General features: G+C 47.9%; 22 protein-coding genes and 1 riboswitch. Of the genes, 9 read left to right on the forward strand and 13 right to left on the reverse strand.

Translation table 11 applies throughout. The features are described 5' to 3' along the window. The first annotated feature begins 485 nt into the window (after nt 1-485). The 4 genes from F0316_RS08885 (at nt 486) to F0316_RS08900 (ending at nt 4,854) form a co-directional block, all read left to right on the forward strand. Nucleotides 486-992, forward strand: a complete 507-nt coding sequence (locus tag F0316_RS08885; RefSeq protein WP_000375854.1) for a sigma-70 family RNA polymerase sigma factor — start codon at nt 486-488, stop codon at nt 990-992. Beyond that, nucleotides 985-1,716, forward strand: coding sequence for a DUF3379 domain-containing protein (locus tag F0316_RS08890; protein ID WP_032474583.1), 732 nt, complete (start codon nt 985-987; stop codon nt 1,714-1,716). Before F0316_RS08885 ends, F0316_RS08890 begins: the two co-directional genes overlap by 8 nt. A gap of 259 nt (nt 1,717-1,975) precedes the next feature. After that, a complete protein-coding gene (locus tag F0316_RS08895; RefSeq protein WP_001061931.1) occupies nt 1,976-3,253 on the forward strand; it encodes an outer membrane protein transport protein in 1,278 nt (425 codons plus the stop codon). 302 nt (nt 3,254-3,555) lie between these two features. Continuing rightward, nucleotides 3,556-4,854: an outer membrane protein transport protein gene (locus F0316_RS08900; RefSeq protein WP_001929650.1), complete on the forward strand. Its 1,299-nt coding sequence runs from the start codon at nt 3,556-3,558 to the stop codon at nt 4,852-4,854. Between the two features lie 26 nt (nt 4,855-4,880). On the opposite strand, the gene F0316_RS08905 is transcribed toward F0316_RS08900, so the two are convergent. Beyond that, nucleotides 4,881-5,324, reverse strand: a complete 444-nt coding sequence (locus F0316_RS08905; protein ID WP_000526745.1) for a low molecular weight protein-tyrosine-phosphatase — start codon at nt 5,322-5,324, stop codon at nt 4,881-4,883. On the opposite strand from F0316_RS08905, the gene cobO reads away from it, so the two are divergent. Next, nucleotides 5,323-6,039, forward strand: a complete 717-nt coding sequence (cobO, locus tag F0316_RS08910; RefSeq protein ID WP_306299545.1) for a cob(I)yrinic acid a,c-diamide adenosyltransferase — start codon at nt 5,323-5,325, stop codon at nt 6,037-6,039. The two genes, F0316_RS08905 and cobO, sit on opposite strands and share 2 nt — an antisense overlap. Before the next feature lie 71 nt (nt 6,040-6,110). On the opposite strand, the gene F0316_RS08915 is transcribed toward cobO, so the two are convergent. The 3 genes from F0316_RS08915 to apbC form a co-directional block, all read right to left on the reverse strand. Next, nucleotides 6,111-8,228, reverse strand: a complete 2,118-nt coding sequence (locus F0316_RS08915; RefSeq protein ID WP_149560423.1) for an AsmA family protein — start codon at nt 8,226-8,228, stop codon at nt 6,111-6,113. Nucleotides 8,229-8,325: 97 nt separating this feature from the next. Further along, on the reverse strand, nt 8,326-8,967 hold the full coding sequence (udk, locus tag F0316_RS08920; protein ID WP_001293736.1) for a uridine kinase: 642 nt from the start codon (nt 8,965-8,967) through the stop codon (nt 8,326-8,328). A 176-nt stretch (nt 8,968-9,143) separates the two neighbouring features. Beyond that, entirely contained in the window at nt 9,144-10,220 is a 1,077-nt protein-coding gene (apbC, locus tag F0316_RS08930; RefSeq protein ID WP_172626002.1) for an iron-sulfur cluster carrier protein ApbC, read from the reverse strand. 157 nt (nt 10,221-10,377) lie between these two features. Between apbC and metG the strand changes: the two genes are divergently transcribed. Together metG and F0316_RS08940 are read left to right on the forward strand one after the other, a co-directional pair. Continuing rightward, nucleotides 10,378-12,429, forward strand: a complete 2,052-nt coding sequence (gene metG, locus F0316_RS08935; RefSeq protein ID WP_148531311.1) for a methionine--tRNA ligase — start codon at nt 10,378-10,380, stop codon at nt 12,427-12,429. A 302-nt stretch (nt 12,430-12,731) separates the two neighbouring features. Beyond that, on the forward strand, nt 12,732-13,547 hold the full coding sequence (locus F0316_RS08940) for a hypothetical protein (protein ID WP_000498214.1): 816 nt from the start codon (nt 12,732-12,734) through the stop codon (nt 13,545-13,547). Nucleotides 13,548-13,626: 79 nt separating this feature from the next. Here F0316_RS08940 and udp read toward each other — a convergent pair whose 3' ends face one another. The 3 genes from udp to F0316_RS08960 form a co-directional block, all read right to left on the reverse strand. Further along, the gene (gene udp, locus F0316_RS08945; protein WP_000169476.1) at nt 13,627-14,388 is read right to left on the reverse strand and encodes a uridine phosphorylase; all 762 of its coding nucleotides are present in this window, start codon (nt 14,386-14,388) and stop codon (nt 13,627-13,629) included. A gap of 460 nt (nt 14,389-14,848) precedes the next feature. Next, complete coding sequence (locus tag F0316_RS08950; protein WP_149560426.1) at nt 14,849-17,155, reverse strand: zinc/cadmium/mercury/lead-transporting ATPase; 2,307 nt, start codon at nt 17,153-17,155, stop codon at nt 14,849-14,851. A 112-nt stretch (nt 17,156-17,267) separates the two neighbouring features. After that, on the reverse strand, nt 17,268-17,684 hold the full coding sequence (locus tag F0316_RS08960) for a CBS domain-containing protein (protein WP_000377741.1): 417 nt from the start codon (nt 17,682-17,684) through the stop codon (nt 17,268-17,270). 228 nt (nt 17,685-17,912) lie between these two features. On the opposite strand from F0316_RS08960, the gene F0316_RS08965 reads away from it, so the two are divergent. After that, nucleotides 17,913-18,887 carry a GGDEF domain-containing protein gene (locus F0316_RS08965; protein WP_000200631.1) on the forward strand — a complete coding sequence of 325 codons (975 nt, stop codon included), beginning with the start codon at nt 17,913-17,915 and terminating at the stop codon, nt 18,885-18,887. A 14-nt stretch (nt 18,888-18,901) separates the two neighbouring features. Here the strand turns inward: F0316_RS08965 and moaE are convergent, their stop codons facing one another. From moaE to moaA, 5 genes are all read right to left on the reverse strand, one after another. Then, a complete protein-coding gene (gene moaE, locus F0316_RS08970) occupies nt 18,902-19,354 on the reverse strand; it encodes a molybdopterin synthase catalytic subunit MoaE (RefSeq protein ID WP_001914666.1) in 453 nt (150 codons plus the stop codon). A gap of 1 nt (nt 19,355) precedes the next feature. After that, nucleotides 19,356-19,565, reverse strand: coding sequence for a molybdopterin synthase sulfur carrier subunit (moaD, locus tag F0316_RS08975; RefSeq protein ID WP_149560427.1), 210 nt, complete (start codon nt 19,563-19,565; stop codon nt 19,356-19,358). Nucleotides 19,566-19,596: 31 nt separating this feature from the next. Next, nucleotides 19,597-20,076 carry a cyclic pyranopterin monophosphate synthase MoaC gene (moaC, locus tag F0316_RS08980; protein ID WP_000080907.1) on the reverse strand — a complete coding sequence of 160 codons (480 nt, stop codon included), beginning with the start codon at nt 20,074-20,076 and terminating at the stop codon, nt 19,597-19,599. Nucleotides 20,077-20,086: 10 nt separating this feature from the next. Continuing rightward, complete coding sequence (gene moaB, locus F0316_RS08985) at nt 20,087-20,599, reverse strand: molybdenum cofactor biosynthesis protein B (protein WP_000509705.1); 513 nt, start codon at nt 20,597-20,599, stop codon at nt 20,087-20,089. Between the two features lie 59 nt (nt 20,600-20,658). Continuing rightward, the gene (gene moaA / locus F0316_RS08990; protein ID WP_172626003.1) at nt 20,659-21,648 is read right to left on the reverse strand and encodes a GTP 3',8-cyclase MoaA; all 990 of its coding nucleotides are present in this window, start codon (nt 21,646-21,648) and stop codon (nt 20,659-20,661) included. Then, nucleotides 21,637-21,776, reverse strand: a riboswitch (molybdenum cofactor riboswitch). (Overlaps the previous gene by 12 nt.) Before the next feature lie 178 nt (nt 21,777-21,954). On the opposite strand from moaA, the gene F0316_RS08995 reads away from it, so the two are divergent. After that, on the forward strand, nt 21,955-22,845 hold the full coding sequence (locus F0316_RS08995) for a YvcK family protein (protein ID WP_000061070.1): 891 nt from the start codon (nt 21,955-21,957) through the stop codon (nt 22,843-22,845). On the opposite strand, the gene luxU is transcribed toward F0316_RS08995, so the two are convergent. Next, on the reverse strand, nt 22,834-23,175 hold the full coding sequence (luxU, locus tag F0316_RS09000; protein ID WP_001209531.1) for a quorum-sensing phosphorelay protein LuxU: 342 nt from the start codon (nt 23,173-23,175) through the stop codon (nt 22,834-22,836). The two genes, F0316_RS08995 and luxU, sit on opposite strands and share 12 nt — an antisense overlap. Between the last annotated feature and the right edge of the window lies 1 nt (nt 23,176).

A 23,176-nucleotide genomic window follows, 5' to 3' on the forward strand; every position in this document is an offset into this window, starting at 1 on the left:
AGATGAAAAACACTGGCAAACCGGTGTTGGTAGGATTTTTTGCAAAAAAAAACCACACAGAACTGCGTGGTCGGAATGGGTAAAGCAATTAACTTACGCCAATTGAAAAATCAGTTTCCTGATTAGGAGAAAGTAAAGTCAGCCTTCAAAAGGAAGTGTCATCTTTGCTCAACAATGTCAGTCGTAATGACTAACGAGATGACAGGAGCTACTATAACGGCTTCAGAGTATGAGATTTTGAATTAGATCAAGTTTAATGCGATTAAACGACTTGTTGAGGTAGAGAGCCATAACGCGCTGAAACTTCATAAGTCGTGAACTCCTTCGCATAATTTCTGTCCTATCACCATCTTCGAGTCAAACTGCATAGCGCAACAGGAATTTGGCAAAATGAATTGGAATAACACGACGCATACAGGGAGTCCTTGGTGTCGATATTGAATCTGTTTGGAAAGAAAGTTTCCCAACGTCCGGTCAATAATGACATGGACAGACAAAGAAAATACGAAGCACTGGTGCGAGCTTATCATCGCGACCTTTACCGATACGCCTATTGGTTGTGTAAAGATCGCTCGATTGCCGAAGACTTAGTGCAAGAAACCTGCTTGAGAGCGTGGAAATCGCTCGATAGCCTGCTGGATGAAAAAGCAGCCAAAGCTTGGCTAATTACGATTTTGCGCCGAGAAAATGCTCGCCGCTTTGAACGTAAACAGTTTGACTTAGTCGATATCGACGATCACGACTACGAAGCCAAATATAGCGATGATGAGCACCATCAAAATGAGTGGCTGCAAAGGCAAATTTTGAAGTTGGATGTCGAATATCGCGAGCCCCTCTTTTTACAAGTAGTGGGCGGATTCAGTGGTGAGGAGATCGCAGACATCCTTTCACTGAATAAAAATACGGTGATGACCCGTTTGTTTAGAGCACGTAACCAACTTAAAGAGATGATGGATGGTTCAGAACACTACCCGGAGCAGCAAAATGGATGAACTGGAATTTCGCCGCAAAGTCATGTCTGATCCTAAACAGCGCGATAACGACACACTGGATATGATGACCTCAAGTGAGGCTAACGCTAAGTTTGTCGATGATGTACTTCAGCTCGATAAACAGATCGCTCAGGCCTTCAAAGTCGATGTGCCGGATGATTTGGCCGATAAAATTTTATTCAAACAAACGACTTTAGTGGAAGATGAGAAAGTCATCCGCCCGCAGTTTGTTCGAAAAGCCATGGCGATCGCGGCATCGGTTGCCTTTACTGCTGGGCTGCTTGTTGGACAAATCCAGTGGGGCAACCTTTTGATCTCTCCCGCGCAAGCCAGCCTGTCTGACATGGCGGTGCAGCATGTCATCCATGAAGAAGGGTTCGTCAACCGGTTGGATGAGCAAGCAGACATGCAGCAAATCAATGCCAAGATGCGGCCTTTTGCCTACAAAATGGAAGGCGATTTTCCTTATCACGTCTATTACCTCAACCATTGTGGTTTTGGTAAAGACAATGCCGTACATATGGTATTTCAAGGTGAAAAAGGCAAAGTAACTCTGTTTTTTACGCCCATCCACAGCGCACAAAGCAGCTTATTCAAGCAAGATGGGATGGCAGGTATCATTGAACCCGTCGGAAATGCCAGTTTGATCTTGGTCGGCGAGAAGGATGAAAACCTGACCAACATTGCCAATAAGCTCATGCCCATGATCCAATCATCCATCTGATTTTTGCATACTCAACATGACACTGACGCATTGTTGTGAATAGTTAAAATAGAGCGAAAACTCTAAGTTTTAGAGTTTTCGCCTAAATTCCTGCCAAATAGCCATCATTTCAGTAATTTTCTCGCTCAATTAGACAATGGTCGGATTTCTATCTCCTATACTAGCGTCTAGGATCAGCCACCACTGAGCAATTGCTCAAATAAAGCAAAAGCTCATACAACAACGCCCATAAGAGGCGAAACCAAAAAGGAAAAGTCTAATGAACAACATGCGTCTGTTTAAAAAATCCCTGCTTGCCGTGACGGTAACGCTAGCCACACAACAAGCGTTTGCAGCAGGTTTCCAGCTCAACGCACAATCTGCTACCGGCCTAGGTCGCGCTTTTGCGGGTGATGCCGTTATCGCCGATAACGCAGCCGTAATGTCTCGCAACCCAGCGGCGATGGCACTATTTGATGAGATGGCGCTCTCTCTTGGTTTTGAAACTATTACCACCATGATTGACGTTAAAGATGCCAAATATAATGGTGTAAATATTTCAGATACAGATGATGTCGGTGGCACGTCCGTTGCTCCAAATATTCATCTGATAGTTCCAGTCAATGAACAGTTTGCTTGGGGTGTTAACGCTTATTCAAACTTTGGCACAAAAACAGAGTTTGCAGATAACTACCCTGCATCTGAATATGGCGGTCTTACGGATGTTAAAAGCTTTAACTTAGGCCTTTCAGGCTCGTATCGAGTAAATGAACAACTCAGCTTCGGTGCTGGCTTAGATCTTATCTATGGTCAAGGCACTATGAAACGTTTTGCCAGTGCACAATTAGCTGCTGGTTTATCTCAGAAACTAGGTACTACAATTCCAGCTGGCACAGCACTTCTTAACGTTGATAAAGCGGATGGTTGGGCGGTAGGTTTTAATTTGGGCACGGTTTACGAAATGGATGAGAATAACCGTTTTGGTTTGTCTTACCGTTATAGCCCAGAATTTAAAGCTAAAGACGATTACGGTCAGGAGATCACGCTACCACTACCGGATATTGCTGAGTTCTCTGGTTTCCACAAAATCGAAAATACTCAGTTTGCCGTGCACTATAGCGTACAGTGGATTGGCTGGAGTGCTTTCGATAAGATAGATTTTGAAAATCTAAGCTCTTCTCGCTCAACTATTGCAGCGCTTCAAGCTAAATCAACGGGTGGCGTCTTTGGTAAAAAATACGAATGGCAAGATGGCTGGCACTACTCAATTGGTGGTACCTATTATCTGAATAGTGATTGGACTCTACGTGCAGGTTATATGTACGACACTAGTGCGCAAGACTCACTAACGTCAATCTCTGTTCCTGATTCAGATCGTCAATGGCTCTCAGCTGGCTTCACCTATAACATCGATGACAAATCTAATGTTGACTTTGGCTTTACTTATCTAATGGGCAAGGATGTAGGAGTCAAAGAAGATTCTGCAGGAACTTTGTTAACTGCAACAACCCACGCAGACGCAATCCTGTTGGGCTTACAATACAGCCGTACGTTTTAATTAAAACGTCACAACCTATCGTTACTAAGGGGCTGATTTATCAGCCCCTTTCTTTTGCTCACTGCCTAGTTTTGCTTAATGTCAGCGTACAAGCGTGCTATTAACCACCTCAATATCACTACATCTGTACGCTGAACCTTTAATAACCTTTGTTTAATAAATAGAAATATCATCTATAAAATATCAATTTTACAGGTTAAAACTTCAAATCCTACACTTTCATTGATTTGAAGTTTTAAAGCAATTGCTCTAGCCGTAGACTTGCCGCAACAAAAACCAGCAAATTTCAGCGAACAATCCCAATGAAAACCAATAAGACTCTCCTCTCCTGTGCTGTGGCTTTCGGTTTAGCCAGCGTTTCTACCTTTACTCAAGCGGCGGGCTTCCAGCTTGCTGAGTATTCAGCAACAGGTCTTGGCCGTGCTTACGCCGGTGAAGCCGCGATGGCAGACAATGCCAGCGCACAATGGCGCAACCCTGCAATGCTGACCTATTTAGAGGGCACTCAAGTTTCTGCCGGCGCAATTTACGTGAATCCAAACGTGGATGTTGAGGGTACAGTAAACCACGCACAACTAGGTAAAACTCACGCATCTTCAAACGATTTTGCCCACGATGCCGTGATTCCGAATTTCTATCTGTCACACCAGTTAAACGAACAAATGGCACTGGGTTTTGCTCTTGGTACTAACTACGGTATGGAAACCGATCTGGGTACTGATTTTGCAGCCTCTCACTTTGGCAACCAAGCGAGCGTGATCAGCAAAGAAGCGAACCTCAATATTGCTTACCAAATCTTGCCTCAATTGAGTATTGGTGGTGGTGTGCGTTATGTGATGGGTGAAGGTCATTTCGGTGCAACTGCGCCAGCAAAAAATCTGATTCGTCATCCTGTTACTAACAACGTCATGACTTTACCTAAAGGTACAACCTTAAAATATATGGAAGGTGAAGATAACTCTTGGGGTTGGCAAGTAGGCAGTGCATGGCAAATCAATCAAGATCACCGCGTAGGTTTCGCCTATAAATCGGAAGTGGTGATGGATTTTGAAGGCCATGCAGAAGGAGTCAGTTACGGTAGTTATAAACCCGGCATGATGTCTGTGACTCTACCGGCGACGGCTGAACTGGCAAGCTTCCACCAACTCAATGACCAATGGGCGATTCACGCTAGCATTAACTGGACAGATTGGAGTTCATTCAAAGAGTTGACAGCTGTGTTCCCAGAAAAATCTGACCTCATCAAATCAGAAAACTGGGAAGACAACTACCGCTTTGCTTTGGGCACAACGTATCAATACGATGCTAAACTCGCTCTGCGTGCGGGCGTCGCATACGACACATCAGCGGTAGACGATAAAAACCGCACAGCAACCATCCCGGAAACAGACCGTACTTGGGTAAGTGTCGGCGGTAGTTATGTTGCAACGCCACAACTGACTCTCGATGCCGGTTTTACCTATATCTTTGCGAAAGATGCCACCATCAACGAACCTCGTGACGCTTCAGACCAAACTGCAGCCGCAATCGGTGGTGCATTTACGGGCAATGTATCAGGCAATGTATGGCTGATCGGTGTTCAAGCGAACTACCGCTTCTAAGGTCATTCTACTTTATCGAGGCCAGCTTAATGCTGGCCTTGCTGTTTTAGTTTCAGTAAAAACTGCTCTGCCGCGTCTTCAACCAAATCGAGCACCAGCTCAAAACCGCGTTCGCCACCATAGTAAGGGTCCGGAATTTCTTGGTATTCCGAGTCACTGTGGCTGAGCATCAATGACAGCTTATGTTGATGGGATTGAGGGCAGCGAGCTTTCAGCTCAGCTAAATTCTCTTTGTCAGCGGCTAAAATCCAATCAAATTTCACAAAATCTTCATCGCGGATCTTTCGCGCTTTGATGCCAGAAAATGAGTATCCCCGCTTCTCACCTGCCGCTTTTGAGCGTGCATCCGGTGGATTCCCTTGGTGATACCCAATCGTGCCTGCTGAATCGATTTCTACATCAACCTTGAGTTGTGCCGCCTTAGCACGCAATACCGCTTCTGCGGTCGGAGAACGGCAAATATTGCCCATGCACACCACAAGTACCTTCTGCATCTTATATCCCTATTTTTGTTTGGTGTTTGCCACTGACGAGTTGGGCTATCATAGCGACAAGTTTCAGATTGAAAAAGGATTTGCCATGTCCGGCGATGAAATCAAACAAGAGCGTCACAAAGCTCGTCAACAAAAAGTCAAAGAGCAAGTGGATGCCAAAATTGCCGCCGCTCAAGAAGAAAAAGGGTTACTGCTGATTATTACTGGCAATGGTAAAGGAAAATCTACCTCAGGTTTTGGCACCATTGCGCGCGCGGTAGGTCACGGTAAACAGTGTGCGGTGGCTCAGTTTATCAAAGGCACTTGGGAGAATGGCGAGCGTAATCTTTTAGAAAAGCTCGGCGTTGAATTTCAGGTCATGTCGACTGGCTTTACTTGGGAAACCCAGAACCGCGACAGCGATACCGCAGCGGCACAAGAAGTATGGCAACACTGCAAACGCATGTTGCAGGATGAATCGCTGGATGTGGTGCTGTTTGATGAGCTCACTTACATGGTGAGCTACGGTTACATCGAGTTGGATGAAGTGGTCGAAGCACTCAATCAGCGCCCGAAAATGCAATCGGTGATCATCACGGGGCGCGGCGCACACCGCACTTTGATTGAGATGGCCGATACGGTTTCTGAAGTGAAAAACATCAAGCACGCTTTCGAAGCCGGCGTGAAAGCCCTTAAAGGGGTCGATTGGTAAAACAATTAAAAAAATCAATAAGAAAGGGCTGATATTCAGCCCTTTTTAGTTTCATTAGCGATGCATAACCATCAGTTAAATAGACCTTTCAACAACCCATCCACCGCTTTTTTGGTGTCTTCATCTTTGATTTTATCGGTCAGTTTTTCCACGCCGCGATCCACTTCTTTCTTGGCTTTTTGTTTGAGTACATCATCAAATACCAAACGGAACTTCGGAGCACTCCACGCACCTGAAATATTGATCGGGATAGTCACATCGCGCAGCTCATCTAAACTCTTACCGCCCTGACCTTCCAAGGTTCCAACAATCGAAGTACGCACCAGAAAATCAACATTTTGCTGTAGGTAATTGGCTTTACCTTCACCATGAATGCGCAGCAATGGCGATTGCATCTTAAGATCGTTGGTCGTTACTTCACCTTTATTGAGTTTCAGCGTCGTCGTCATCGCACTAAAGTCGGTTTTCTTTACCGCATCCGCTTCTTCGACATTTTGGCCTTTGATCTTGGCGTAGTGGGTACGAATCAGGTGCGCCACGTTAATGCCCTTGACCGCACCATCGGCAAAGTTAATCGCCACAGTACCAACCAGATTTTTCTGGATGCCGCTTGGTGTTAAGCTCTGGCCTTGCACATTCACATCAATATTGCCTGTCCCTTCTAGCATTTCGTTGTTCAGCACATCTTTTAGTAAAGGCTTAACCTGTACCCCTTTGATCTGCTTCTTCACACTGTAAGTCGCGGGCGTTTTACGCGCATCCACTTGCGCGCTAGCTTGCACGGATCCTTGATACAGATTCGCGGTGAAGGATTTCAAATCCACCACACCACGATTGACCGCAAAAATCGCTTTTACATTTTGCAGATGGGCGTTGCTGGCTTTGAATTTATCAATACTGATCTCACCCGCCACATCCAAGGCGTTGAGTGCCGACAAGTCCGGTTCCACTTCTGCTGGGGCATTTGTCGCGGGTGCTGACGATGAGGATGCAGCCGCTTCCTTGGCTGGCGCAGGTTGCGACTCTTGAGCTTTCGTGCCTAAGAAGGCATCCAAGTCAATCTCAGGGCTGTGCAAGTTGAAACGCACTTTCGGAATATCTGCGAGGGTGACATCCGCTTTGCCATCGAAACTCAGCGCATTGGCCGTCAGTTTGTTGAGCAGCACACTAAGATGGTTTTGTGTCAAATCGAAAGCAATTTGCGAGTCTAAACTTAACTTCATCGGTGATTGCGGTAACGCAGCCCCTTCCAGTTCGGCTTGCAGTTTCAGCGCATCCAAACCAACTTTGCTGATCGCTTGATTGACCATCAGTGATGCAGAACCTTGCGCATTAAGCTTCATATCTGCCGCTTTACCCGCCACAGAGAAGGTCAGCGCATTGGCTTTATCAAACTCAAAGGTGTCGAGTTTCAGTTTGACTGAATCGATTTGGTTACTCGGATCACTAAAGCTCGCATCAAGCTTAATGTCACGCAGCGCATACTGCTTGAAATCCGCCGATAGGCGCACTTCCGCTTCACCTTGCGCGGCAAACTTTTGCTGATCTTTATCGCCTTTCGCGGCAAAGGTCGCTTTCGTCCAGCTGTCTGGCACAAACTCAGCAACGCTCAGTTGAACGTCATACAACTTGGCATGCGAACCCGCTTTTTTATCCGTTATTTCCAACACCGCATTGGAGACAGAAACACCCCCTAATTCAATACTCCACGCCGCGGCTGGCTCGCTTGAGCTTGGCTGAGAAGCAGGTGCAGAGTCAGTTGTCGCTAGCGCGGACGCGGACGCGGGTTTAGATTGCGCTTGCGTCAAGGCATCCAAATTGGAGCGACCATCTTTAAGCGTTTCCAGATGGAATTCTGCGCCATCCAAACGGATGTTGCCGATTTTGAGCTGTTTATCGAGCAGTGGCATCACTGAGACATCAATACCCACACTCTCAACTTTAAACAGGTTTGGGCTAGCAAAACCTTGCGGGTTTTTCAGCTCGGTTTTGCCTAACTCAAAACCGATAGATGGGAAAAATTGCCAGCCAATATCGCCTTCAATCACCAAATCTAAGCCAGTTTGTTTTTTGGCTTGCTCTACGATTAAAGGTTTAAATTGGTTGGGGTTAACCAACAACACTAAGGCCAGCAGTGCGCCAACAATCAGCACAACTAAACCGAGAAGAGAAATAAACAGTTTTTTCATCTGCTTTTCCTTGCTTGACGAGAAAAAGAAAGTGGCACTTAAAGTGCCACTTCTACTTTGAAAAATAAAGCTAAGCGATGCAAAGCTCTGGTCAAAATTACGATTTGAGCAATTTTGCGATATGCGCTTTGAGAACATCAATCGCGATACGGTTTTTACCACCACGCGGCACAATGATGTCTGCGTACTGTTTAGACGGCTCAATAAATTGCATAAACATAGGGCGTACCGTCTCTTGGTACTGCTTCAGTACAGATTCCATGGTGCGACCACGCTCTTGTACATCACGCTTCACACGACGCAGCAAGCAGATATCCAGCGGCGTATCCATAAATACGGTCGCGTGCATCAAATCTCGAAGACGTGGATCAGTCAGAAGCAGGATGCCTTCCAGAATGATCACTTTCTTCGGCGTCATGGTGGTGGTTTGCTCGGTACGTGTGTGCTCAGTGTAGCTGTATTCTGGCACTTCAACCGCTTCGCCACGCGCCAGCATTTGCAAATGTTGGCAAAGGAGATCGTGGTCTAGCGCACTTGGGTGGTCGTAGTTGGTTTTAACACGTTCTTCCATGCTCAGATGGCTCTGATCTTTGTAGTAGCAATCTTCCGTAATCACACCGATTTGATGGTCACCCACTTTGGCGCGTAGCTCATTATAAATCGTGCTCGCAATGAGACTCTTACCAGAAGCAGAAGCGCCAGCAATACCGACGATGACACATTGATTATTCTCAGACATGGTTATGCACCCGAACATGGTTGTGAGGAATGAAGGTAAACCGCCTGATTATAGGGAGAATGTGACCGAGATACCAGTTTGCATTAGGCAAAAACAGCCACATACATGTCGGATGGATAAGATTAAACCAGAGCAAACGATTACATTCACTCTGGCTGTTAGAGCAGGATGCTACTTTAATTAACCCACTGGATTTGAATGCTCTCCGGTTTGGCTTTGCCTTGCCAAAACAGCGAAGCACACACACGCTGCGCCAACGCTAAATAGCGTTCGGTATGCTCGCTATTGGGACGCGCCACCACAGTCGGAACTCCCGCATCAATATCCTCTCGCATGTCAATATGCAGCGGAATTTGTGCCAGCAGGGATAAGCCAAATTCAGCGGCAAGAGTTTGCGCTCCACCTACGCCGAAAATATGCTCTTTTTCGCCGCAATGACTACAGATGTGGTAACTCATGTTTTCCACCAGCCCAATCACGGGCACGTCTACTTTGGCAAACATCGCCGCGCCTTTGCGAGCATCGGCTAAAGCTAAATCTTGCGGTGTGGTTACAATCACTGCGCCGGTCACCGGAATTTGCTGCGCGAGGGTGAGTTGGATATCCCCCGTGCCCGGCGGCATATCGATCACCAGATAATCCAGATCCGGCCACTCGGTTTCATTGAGTAACTGTGCCAGCGCCTTAGAAGCCATTGGTCCACGCCAAATCGCCGCATCCGCCTCATCCACCAAATAACCAATCGAATGCGTGGCAATGCCGTGCGCCTCAATTGGCTGCATCCATTTATTGTCACGCACTACTGGTTTAGCTTTGGTTTTACCGAGCATCAGCGGTACTGAGGGGCCGTAAATATCGGCATCCAATAGACCGACTTTGCCTCCTGACTTCGCAATCGCGAGTGCAAGGTTTACCGCCGTGGTGGATTTACCCACGCCACCTTTGCCTGACGTCACCGCAATAATGTTTTTCACCCCTTTGACTGCCGCACTTACGCGAGTTTCCAGCACTTGAGGTTTCACTTGAATGTCAAAGGTTACTGGCGCAATCGCGCCGCTTGCCTGCTGCTTGGCGATCCAGTCACTCAATTCATTGATAAGAGTGTTCGCAGCAAACGGTAGTTGAATCGTGACTTGCTGATTGGGCGTTATCGTAACGACAGACGGTGACATTGCCCAATCTGCAATTAAATCGGGATGCGAAAATTGACTCAGCCATAGGCAGAGATCCTGTTTGGATTGAATAGATTGCATAACTTCCCCTTTTTTACCCATGCTATCACCGCTCAGCCTGCGACTGAACCCCGAAAAAGATAGGGGAATCAACTGTTGCGCGCCTTGGCGTGACTGCGTGCTTAGGGTAGTATTATCGCTTCAATTTGGTCCCTATCAAGAAAAGCGAATATTAAGTATGGCAAACGATCCAAGAAAACTTCTGGTAACTTGTGCCCTGCCTTACGCGAACGGTTCAATCCACCTTGGTCATATGCTTGAGCATATCCAAGCTGACATTTGGGTTCGTTATCAGCGTCTGCGTGGCAATACAGTAAACTTTATCTGTGCGGATGATGCGCACGGCACACCTATCATGCTGAAAGCACAGCAAATGGGTATGACACCAGAAGCAATGATCGAAATGGTGAGCGAAGAGCACCAACGCGACTTTGCTGGCTTCGATATTAGCTTTGATAACTACCACAGCACGCACAGCGATGAAAACCGCGAGCTGGCTTCACACATCTATCTGCAACTGAAAAAGAACGGTTTTATTTCAAGCCGCACCATTTCTCAGCTGTTCGATCCTGAAAAAGAGATGTTCTTGCCGGATCGTTTCGTAAAAGGCACTTGCCCGAAATGTAAATCGGAAGACCAGTACGGCGACAACTGTGACGCGTGTGGTGAGACTTACAGCCCGACTGAGCTGATCAATCCAAAATCCGCCGTCTCTGGTGCGACGCCAGTGATGAAAGATTCTGAGCACTTTTTCTTTGACCTGCCTCAGTTTGAAAGCATGCTCAAAGAGTGGACACGTTCAGGCTCTCTGCAATCAGAAACCGCCAACAAAATGCAAGAGTGGTTTGAAGGCGGCTTGCAGCAGTGGGATATTTCCCGCGATGCACCTTACTTTGGTTTTGAAATCCCGGGCGAGAAAGACAAATTCTTCTACGTATGGCTAGATGCTCCGATTGGTTACATGGGTTCATTCAAAAACCTGTGCGACAAGCGTGGCGATTTGAACTTTAACGAATACTGGAATAAAGACAGCAAAACCGAGCTTTACCATTTCATCGGTAAAGACATCGTTTATTTCCACAGCTTGTTCTGGCCTGCCATGCTCGATGGCTCTGGTTTCCGTAAACCGACCAACGTGTTTGTGCATGGTTATGTGACCGTCAATGGCGCGAAAATGTCTAAGTCGAAAGGTACGTTTGTGAAAGCCAGCACTTACCTGAATCACTTGGATCCAGAGTGTCTGCGTTACTACTACGCGGCAAAACTGAATAACCGCATTGATGATCTCGATTTGAACCTCGAAGACTTCACCCAACGTGTGAATGCGGATGTGGTGAACAAGATCGTAAACCTTGCGTCACGTAATGCAGGTTTCATCACTAAACGTTTTGATGGCAAGCTGTCTGCACACTTTGCGGAGCCTGAGCTGTACGCTGAATTTGCTGGCGCAGCCTATCGTATTGCTGAGCTGTTTGAAGCACGTGAGTTTGGTCGTGCCATCCGTGAAATTACTGCATTGGCAGATAAAGCCAACCAGTATGTGGATGAAAAAGCCCCTTGGGTTGTCGCGAAACAAGAAGGCCAAGACCAAGCACTGCAAGACATCTGTACGGTAGGCATTAACCTATTCCGCGTACTGATGACTTACCTCAAGCCAGTGATGCCTGCGTTGGCAGAGCGTACTGAAGCTTTCCTTAACCAAGAATTGACTTGGGAAGGCGTGGCAACTCCGCTAACAGATCATGCGGTTACGCCATTCAAAGCACTGTTCAACCGTATCGATCCGAAACAGGTTGAAGCTATGATTGAGGCGTCGAAAGCCGAGGCGGCAGCCGAAAAAGCCGCAGCAGATGCCGCAAAACCAAAGAGCGCAGAAACCGAGCTGAGCAAAGATCCGCTAGCGGCAGAGATTGAGTTTGATGATTTTGCGAAAGTGGATCTGCGGATTGCTAAGATTCTTTCTTGTGAAGCGGTCGAGAAATCGGACAAGCTGCTCAAGTTTGAACTCGATATCGGCGGTGAAACCCGTCAAGTCTTCTCTGGCATTAAGTCTGCCTACCAACCAGAAGATCTGATTGGTAAATACACTGTCGTCGTAGCAAACCTCAAACCACGTAAGATGAAGTTTGGTCTGTCTGAAGGCATGATCCTCGCTGCCGGCCCTGGCGGTAGCGACCTGTGGTTGCTTGAACCGCATCAAGGCGCTCAAGCGGGTATGCGTGTGATGTAATTATTGCGTCTTGATTAGCAAGCCAACACCTGAAAAGCCTTTGCAACTGCAAAGGCTTTTTTGTCATCACCCGCTTTCTCAAGCCAAGCATTTCTTTTCTTATCCAGCATGACTCTCTTTACCATTACACGGTCTAGCTCACATTTTTTGCGCATTATGCCCCATAAATGTGCATACCCAATCAACCAAAAACAATAACTTATTGATTTTTAATCATTAATTTTTTGGCATTCAAACTGCAATACTACTCTGTACCCTTCCACATAGGAATGGGATGGTCCAACACCAACACGGAGGTGGCTATGTTTGTGACAATTTCTCTGGTTCTGTCTTTAGCAATTCTTGGCTTGATCTATACGCTCTCTCAGCGGAAACATTCAACACAACAGCGTAAATTTGAACTGCTGATCTGTTTGCGCGAAGTGTTGGCGCTGTGCCGCCAGCACCGTAGTCTCACTCATCAAACACTCAGCCAACAAGAGACGCATTCGCAAACTGAGCACGATCTTTCCAAGCTGCAAAAGCGTTTGTTAGAAAAGTCGGAGCAACTGATCCAGATCGCCCACTTTGACAACAAACCCTCCTATCGAATTTTGCAAAACTCGTTGAAAACGGTGTTAAACGAATGGGAGCAAGCCAATGTGGGGAAAAATCAACGCTTACACGGTAAGTTAATACGCCACTGCATGTATTTGATGGATGATGTGGTGCTCGCTTGGCTTGCGGAATCAGGACGAGAAGAATTGAGTGATGAGTACCACATGAACTGGCAACAAATTTTTGATGCGATGGAAACACTCACCCAATTGCGCTTGTGCATTGATGACTCTCGAAATGAAAACAATGACTTACGTATTCGCCACTATTGTGAGCTGATGCAACGTAAGCTCAATCAGTTAGCGCTGATCAGCCCTTTAACGCTGGGATCACCAGTCTGCTCATCCGCGATGCGCCAATTGAACGAAATCACCGACAGCAGTGACTTAATGCCAGAGAGCCATAAACTCTATCAGTTAAGCACTGAACTTTCGGCCACCATTGCGCAGGTATACGACCATATGCTCAATGATTTGGTGGAAAGCCTCTATCACCCGTTACCACAGCTTGTTGTGGCTTAAACAGGCAGGTAAAAAATATAGGAAATAGAAAGCGCCACATCAAGTGGCGCTTTTTAATTCAGTGAAGAAGATATGCCGCTTATTTCAGCATCTTACGTGCAGCTTCCACCACAACTTTGATAGAACGCGCTTCGGTTTCTTTCAACGTCGCGTGATCTGGGATCTCTTTTTGAGTACGGTTGATGATCACACCCGCCACACAGCCCGCTTTCAAACCAGAGCTCGCGCACATGGTCAGCAGAGTTGCCGATTCCATTTCAAAGTTGAGCACGCCCATGTCTTGCCACTCTTTCATCGAGCCTTGGAAACGACGCACTACGCGACCAGTGAAAGTGTCGTAACGCTCTTGACCTGGGTAGAAGGTATCGGAGGACGCTGTCACACCCATATGGACTGTTGCACCGCTTTCTTGTGCTGCCGCTTTCATTGCGGTCGCCACATCAAAATCCGGTACCGCTGGGAATTCCATCGGCGCAAAGTGCAGACTTGCACCATCCAAACGCACAGAACCGGTTGTGACAATCATGTCACCGACATTCACATGAGGCTGGATCGCACCAGTTGTACCAACGCGCAAGAAAGTACGCACGCCTAATTGTGCTAACTCTTCAACCGCAATCGATGTTGAAGGTCCACCGATACCGGTTGAACACACCACCACAGACTGGCCATCCAGCTCTGCGCGGTATACGGTATATTCACGATGGCTTGCGAGGAAAACAGGGTTATCCATCAGCTCCGCGATTTTCTGCACACGAGCAGGGTCGCCCGGAATAATAGCGAGTGTGGCACCGTTTAAATCTGCTTCAGTCACACCAAGGTGGAATACGGTTTTGGTCATAGGGGGCTCCTTCAATTGCGTCTATTCAGCGCACTTATCATTTAGGGTACGGAGTTACTCTACCCGATAGCTTCGCGCAAATAAGTGACAGCAATCACACCAAAGACAGCAATAAGCATCAAACTTTCATAATTAATCGATTTGCATCACAAACAAATGTATCTGTAATGCAAGTCGATTCCTATTACAGAGAGATACCTCTATCCCCTTCCTACTTGAAGCTGCAGCGGTGTTGGCTACGTTCGCTCACCCCAATCACACTGTTTATCTATGCTCATGGGGATTATGAGAGCCATCCTTGGCTCTCACCAAAGGCCAGCCGATGGCTGTGCAAATTTGTTCCAGACAAATTTGTCACTCTCTTGCCGCCTACCTGCAACTCCAAGTAGTTTTGGTATAGTCGTTGAGACTTGAAACACATACGGAAAAACTAGGAGGCGAACCTCCTAGTTAAATGACCTTATTCCGAAGTCGAAGAGCGGAATTTAAGCAGACGCAGTGCATTGAGCGTGACCAGTGCGGTTGCACCGCTGTCGGCCAATACCGCCATCCATAATCCGGTGATGCCAAGTAAACTGGTGACTAAGAACACCGCCTTAAGTCCCAAGGCTAAGACCACGTTTTGGCGAATGATGGCCAACGTAGCACGAGACAGCTCAATCATCCCCGCCAACTCAATCAAGCGATTGTGAGTCAGTGCTGCATCGGCGGTTTCTAGCGCGACGTCGGTGCCGCCGCCCATTGCGATACCAATACTCGCCTCTTTCATGGCTGGGGCATCGTTAATGCCATCGCCCACCATGGCGACACGTTGATGTTGCGCCAACTGCTGAATGTAGCCGACTTTATCTTGCGGCAATAAACCTGCCCGAAAATCCATATTCAGTTGCTGGCTCATTGCGGCCGCGCTGCGTTCGTTGTCTCCCGTCAGCATCAAGGCGTTAATCCCGAGTTGATGTAAGGCGGCGACCGCTTGACGTGCATCACTGCGCAGCGTGTCTTGCCAAGCAATCACACCAACCACCGCGTCACTTGCCAGCATCACAACTACGGTTTTACTTTCAGCTTCAAGCATTTCGACATGCTGTTTCACCACGTCGGGCAATTTGGTTTCGACCCGATTTGGCGCAAGCAGACGATACTGAACACCATCAATCTGGCCGCTAATGCCTCGCCCAACCAAGGCGGTACGCTCTTGCGCTTGTCGGATGGTCAGTTGCTCCGCCTGCGCTTTTGCCACCAGCGAGGTCGCTAAGGGATGATGTGAGCCCATCTCAATCGCAGCAGCCCGAGCTAACAAGGTCGCGCTATCCCAACCTTGCAGCGGGATAAGGTCTGTGACTTGCGGTTTACCTTCGGTCAAGGTGCCTGTCTTATCAAAGGCAATGGTCTCGATTTTTCCCAATTGCTCTAATGCCGCACCACCTTTAATTAAAGCCCCACGACGCGCCGCCGCCGCTAAACCCGAAGTGATCGCCGCAGGTGTGGAGATCACTAGCGCACAAGGACAAGCGATGAGCAGCAAAGCAAGGCCACGGTAAATCCAAGTCTGCCAATCGGCACCAAACGCTAATGGCGGGACCACAATCACGGCGAGCGCGACCAGCATCATCAGCGGGGTATACCAACGACTGAATTTATCTAAAAAACGCTCCAGTGGTGCTTTGCGCGATTCAGCCTCTTCAATCATATGCAAAATGCGGTCGATGGCGTTTTCACCTTGTTTCGAGGTGATTTCAATCTGCACCACCTTATCCACGACCACACAACCTGCAGAAACCCGCTCCCCTGCTGTTAATTCTACAGGTAAGGATTCGCCCGTTAACGCACTGTTATCCAGACTGGCGGCGGCAAGTAAGCGCCCATCCGCTGGTAAACGACCTCCGGGAGCCACTTCAATGACATCGCCCAGTTGCAACTGCGCGGCAGGAACGGTGACACGCTCTCCATTTTCTATACGAATCGCCGTTTCTGGCACCAGCGCCATCAAGGCTTGTACGCCCGTACGTGCCCGAGAAGCGGCATAAGCCTCCAAGCGCTCACCAATCAAAAACAGCAGTAATACCATGGCGGCTTCTAAGGTTTCCCCCAAATAAAGCGCGCCAATTGCGGCAACCGACATTAAGGTTTCAATCGAGAAAGGAGAACCCGATTTGGCAAGACGCCAAGCTTGTTGAAGGATGGGGAACAGCCCCAATAGACAAGTCAGCGTATAAATCCAGCGGCTCATCTCGCTGGAGTTGACTAAGGCACCTATTGCCATCAGCGTAGCGATACCGATAATTCGTGCGTTTTCACTCTGCCAGAGGGGCGGCTTGGATTGGGATGGTGTTGCCGCTGAACTGGCGGCTGGGTTTAGGCTAAAACCGCTGTCGCGTACTGCTTGTTCGATAAGCGGCGCGGTTGAGGGTTGATTAAAGCCAACCACCAATTTCTGAGTAGCGAACATTACCTGCACTTGAGTGACATCACCCAACTGCTTAACGGCTTTTTCAATTTTTTGTGCGCAAGAAGGACAATCCATTCCTGCGATATACCAACTCTGCTGATAGTGTGATGAACGTGGTTCGTGACGTCGCTCGGGGTCTTCTTCCAACGTCGCACCGCCACCACCATCACTGGTACAGCAACTATCACCGTCACAAGAAGCGCTTACGCCTGCCGCACGAATGGCGACAATTTTGGGGCTTCCGTCACAGCTCGTTTGGTGGCTGTGCATAGGTTGAGTTAACGATTTTGAACGACAAGCATGGTGTTTAGTACACATATTTCCATCTCCTTTTTGTGTGCTGTGATCAGCTTACACCTTGGAGTCAACTTCAAGGTCAAGCGGATTCAAGCACAAAAGCATAAAAAGTTGGACATGCTCATCGGTCACATTAAACCGGATGTTGAAAACAGTTGGTTAAGGTTTTGCTCAAGGCTCGTAGCACATCACGCCGCGTGATCACACCAACCAATTTGCCATCACTCACCACAGGATACATTTTCGGTTTTCCGACCTTCATCATCGCCGCAAGCTCAATAATGGAAGTCTCTGGCGCAACCGAGAGCACCTCTTTGTGCATACAATCACTCACCAAATGGGCATCTTGGCAGTGATAACTGGCATGCACCAGCTTATCCAACAAATCCTGTTCGGATAAAAAGCCAATCACATGCCGCTGCGCATCAATCACAGGGCCGCCCATGTTGTCTGAACGCACCACTTTTTCGAGCGCCGCACTGAGCGACATATCTGGACTGAACGTTACCGCTTGTAGGGTCATATAATCGCTGACTTTCAGTGAGTCCATCCTGTTCTCCTTTATTAAACCCATCTCACGCTGATTGAGTTAAGTGTTGTTCAAAATGAGCCATTTATCCTGTTTCATTTTGTGGTTGCACCACACAATTTCCAAAAATTCATCCTTTTTTATGAACATGAGCTTTTGAGAATGAATGTGACGGCCTACCCGTATCCGTTCTGAGTAAGATCATCTATAAATAGAGTAATAAGCGATCACTCATTAGGAATCAGGTCGGTGACTTCTATTTTTTCCTCGACGATTATTGCCAATCCTGAAATTCTGCAGTTTATTTTTCAATCGCTGCCTGAACCCACTTTTCTTATTAATAAGCAAGGGGTGTATATCGAAGCATGGGGAGGAACAGACAGTGAACGCCATCACAACCCCTCTTATCTGGTCGGTTTAAACCAGTATGATGTGTTGCCGGCAGCACAGGCTGCTTGGTTTACTGACGTCATCCAACAAGCGATCGAGCAGGGCTGTGCCAAAGAGTTGGAGTATGAAATTGATCCAACCCAACTGCCCTGCTTTGAACAAGTGCCAGGCCCAACGAACAAGCAGTATTTCTCTGCATTGGTGATCCCTCTTCCCAACACAGACATGGTGTTGTGGACCGTGCGTAACATCTCTGATTACAAGCACACGGTTGAAAAACTCGCGCAGCATCAGCTGGAACTTGAGCACCTGACTCATATGGATCATCTGACCCAAGTGTACAACCGTTACGCAATGGATTCGTTGCTGCCGCAAGCACTGGACATCGCCCGACTCGATCGGGTCAGCAGCGCATTATTGATGATCGATATTGACTGTTTCAAAGAGTACAACGACGGATATGGCCATATTCAAGGCGATGATGTCCTGCGCAAGGTCAGCCAAACGCTGCGTCAATGGAAATCGAATCTCGATCTCTGCTTTCGCTACGGCGGGGATGAATTTTTGATTTTTATGACCAGAGTCGATGCAAAGCAGAGCCAGCAACGAGCCGAAAAACTGATGGCGATGATTCATGAGCTGAACATCCCACACCTGAGTTCTCGAGTGGCGGATCATGTGACGATTACCATAGGTATTCGCCACTGTGATCAAATAGAGAAAGAAATGACCGCGGAAAAGCTTGTGTTAGTGGCTGATAAAGCGCTGTTTCATGCCAAACATGAGCAACGTGGCACCATTCATATGTTTAGTAGTACCACTTGGCATGAATAGCCTTGTTACTCCCCTTATTCCCAGCGCTGCGCGGCTTGATGATCGCTGTCGCGTGAATCAATCCAGCGACTCGCTTCGGTCGTCAGCTCTTTTTTCCAAAATGGCGCGCGGGTTTTCAAGTAATCCATGATGAACTCGCACGCTGCAAACGCAGCATTGCGGTGCGCACTGCTGACACCAACCAACACGATTTGATCGCCGCTGAGCATATCGCCGATGCGATGAATAACGCGAACGCGTTGTAGAGGCCAACGCTCCTGAGCCATATCGCAAATCTCCAGCAAGGATTTTTCCGTCATGCCCGGATAGTGTTCAAGGTGTAATCCCACCACATTATCGCCCAAGTTCATATCTCGCACTTTGCCGACAAAAGTCACCACAGCGCCCGCTTGAGTCCCTTGCGCTAACGCTTCATATTCTTGAGCAACAGAGAAATCTTCCTTCTGCACCGATACGCGATGATCCATACTAGCCTCCGGTCACTGGTGGGAAAAAGGCCACTTCATCGCCATCGTTTAACTCTGTATCGAATGGCACAATCGATTGATTAACGGCCGCCAATAGCTTACCCGGTTCAAGTGCCATATCCCACTTACCCGGCTGCTGCGCTAAATGTTGGCGCAAGGCTTCTACCGTTGCAAAAGCGTGGTCAACCACCAGACTATCGCACTCCACCAACTCTCGAGTTTGGGCAAAAACAGCACCTTAATCATGCATCCACCTTAAAGTGTCCTGATTTTCCGCCCGATTTTTCAAGCAATCGCACGTTATCAATCACGATGTCTTTCTGGACCGCTTTGCACATATCGTAAATGGTCAGTGCCGCCACCGATGCCGCCGTCAGCGCTTCCATTTCCACTCCGGTTTTACCACTGAGTTTACACAGAGATTCAATGCGTACGCTGTTTTGTTCTAGCAAGGCTTCAAGCTGTACTTCCACCTTGGAAAGCAGCAACGGGTGACAGAGCGGAATAAGCTCCCACGTACGTTTCGCGGCTTGAATGCCCGCAATACGCGCCGTGGCAAACACATCCCCTTTATGGTGCTGGCCAGAGAGGATGAGTTGCAGCGTTTCGGGTGCCATGCGCACATAGGCCTCGGCACGAGCTTCACGGACAGTATCGGCTTTATTCGACACATCCACCATATTGGCTTCACCCGAAGCATTAATGTGAGTGAGTTGGCTCATCAAACCTCCCCTATACCGTTAGGTGCGGCATAAAGTTACATGGGCGATGGGAAGCATCCAATTGCTGTTTAATGATTTTTGTCCAACCGGTGCGGCATGCGCCAGTCGAACCCGGCATAGCAAAAATCACCGTGTGGTTAGCAAACCCCGCAACCGCGCGCGATTGAATGGTCGAGGTGCCAATCTCTTCAAAAGAGACCATGCGAAACAGCTCGCCAAAACCTTCCACTTCTTTATCAAACAGAGGCTTAAGTGCTTCAGGTGTGCTGTCACGTGACGTAAACCCAGTGCCACCGGTGATCAGAATCGCTTGAATGGTTTCATCCGCAATCCACTGTGAAACCACCGCACGGATTTTGTACATATCGTCAATCACGATCTGTTTATCTGCCAGTGTATGGCCTGCTTCTTGAAGCTGCTCTGCCAAGTAACGGCCTGAGGTATCGTTTTCTTCCGTGCGCGTATCTGACACGGTTAAAACGGCGATGTTTGCTGCTTGAAATTTGCTTTCTGCGTGACCCATTTGTTCACCTTTTCAAAATGGTTAAACCTCAATGGTGAGGTCAGATTATCGGTAGAAACTCAGCCGCCAATCGAGGCTAAATGCGGCGTCACACCCGAATTTCCATCATGTAGGAAGTGGGTTTCCGCCTTGTTGTGCAACTGAGTTTGAATTCGTTCAATCAATGCGTTTTCTTGGTGATCGTCTTGCAAAAGATCGCGTAGTTCGATGCCTTGTTCGCCAAATAAGCACAGATGCAGTCTGCCAAGTGCTGACACCCGAAGGCGGTTACAGCTGCGACAAAAATCTTTCTCATAAGGCATGATAAGGCCAATCTCGCCTTGGAAATCCGGGTGGATAAACACCTGTGCTGGGCCATCGTTATCGGCTCTGGCTTTGAGTAACCAGCCGTTACCGAGAAGATAGTCGCGGATCGAAATGCCAGAAACATGATGGCGAGCAAACAGCGCGTCCATTTCTCCGGTTTGCATCAACTCAATAAAACGCAGTTGGATGGGGCGAGTTTTAATCCACGCCATAAATTTGGGCAGTTCAAGGTGGTTAAGATTTTTCATCAGTACCACGTTGACTTTGACTTGCTCGAATCCAACTTCAAAGGCGCGATCGATGCCGGACATCACTTGCAGGAAGCGGTTTTCACCGGTGATTTGCGCAAACATACGCGGATCTAAGCTATCTACGCTGACATTCAGTTGAGTCAACCCCGCTTCGCGCCACTCACCAATATGTTTGGCTAAACGGTAGCCATTAGTGGTCGTCGCGACTTTTTGAATGCCGGGAGTTTGCGCTATGGTATGAATGATTTCGCCAAAATCTTTGCGCAGTGAAGGTTCACCGCCGGTAATTCTGACCTTGGAAGTGCCACAATGGGCAAACGCACTCACCACTCGGCGAATCTCATTCACCGTCAGAAAAGAGGCAGGGCGATCCGCTGATGGCTTGTAACCATCAGGTAAGCAATACGTACATTTGAAATTACAAACGTCGGTTATGGATAGACGTAAATAGTAAAATTTACGCTGAAATCTGTCTTCGAATTGTTGCGCCACAGAACACCTTTCCAAATACGGGAGGCAAAATCATTTCCAATTCTGCCCTTGTGACAAGCGGTCACTGGCTTACAACGCATATTTAAAGGTTTAAACTTAGCGCGGTAAGCTCGGAGTTAAGGCCAAGCACTATGATGTTGCCATCTCTTTAGCTCAGGCTGCTGGTAAAATACTTAATAATTGTACGTGATTCTAGCCTTAACCAGAAAAAAATGGTTACCTTGCAGAAATTAGCCCTAAATGGGTACTCATTATGAACCAAGTTAGCTAAATTGCTGCGAGTTATGAAAAAATAAGAAAAAACTTATGTCTCTATACGAAAACAAAAAAGTGGTTGCGATTGGCGGCGGCCACGGTCTTGGGCGAATGCTGGCAGCGCTCAAAGTGTTTGGTTCCAATGCCACAGGCATAGTCACCACCACAGACAACGGCGGCTCAACAGGACGCATTCGTCACTGCCAAGGTGGGATTGCTTGGGGAGATACCCGTAACTGCATCAACCAGTTGATTACCGAGCCGTCGATCAGTTCAATGATGTTTGAATACCGCTTTAAAGGCGCAGGGGAGCTCAACGGCCACAACTTGGGCAACCTAATGCTCACCGCATTAGATAACCTTTCGGTGCGCCCATTGGATGCGATCAATCTTATTCGCAACATGCTCAAAGTCGATGTCAATATCCTACCTATGTCTGAACATCCATCCGATCTGGCAGCCCTCGCTATGGATGGCAAATGGGTCACCGGTGAAACCAGCGTCGATGAGATGACTCAAGATTTGCGAAGACTTGACCTTGCGCCTGAAGTCCCGGCCACCAAAGAAGCGGTAACCGCTATTCAAGACGCAGACTGCGTGATTCTGGGCCCCGGGAGCTTTTTAACCAGCGTAATGCCTCCTCTTCTGCTGCCAGAATTGGGCAAGGCGATTGCTCGTAATCAAACTGCGAAAGTCATTTTTGTCGAGAACCTATCGCCAGAATATGGACCTGCAGGACGAATGAGTTTAGAGCAAAAATTGGAATGGTGTGAACGCGCCTGCCAAGGGCGCAAAATTGATGTGGTATTGGGCCATCACCCTCATCCAGAGTTAGAACAGCGTTGGAATTTTGTTACCCGAGATTTGGCTTCCGCCAACCGCGACTGGCGTCATGATCGGCAGAAGCTGAGACAAGCTATCGAAGAGCAGTTAATGAACTAAATCGGAGTAGCATTGATGCGTCTGCTTCAGTAACTCAAGCATGTGTTCCACCTCTAGCGAGATGTCCATCATCTCGCCAGATTTGGCGCGACTATCTAACTCCACCGCTTTGGCGCACAAGCGATCAGCCCCAAAACTGGCCGCACTGCTTTTCAGCGCATGGCTGATTTCCTTGAGATACCCGAGTTTGTCCGCGACCGTATCACTGACTAACTTACTTTGGTAATCATTGAGTTCACCAAGAAAAATGTTGACCAAGATCGGCACGTTTTCTTCACCGATCTCCTTCGCCAGTAAGTCGATTTTGCTTTGGTTGATCCATTCTCTCATC

Origin of the sequence: Vibrio cholerae (assembly GCF_008369605.1) — a bacterium.
Taxonomy (GTDB): domain Bacteria; phylum Pseudomonadota; class Gammaproteobacteria; order Enterobacterales; family Vibrionaceae; genus Vibrio; species Vibrio cholerae.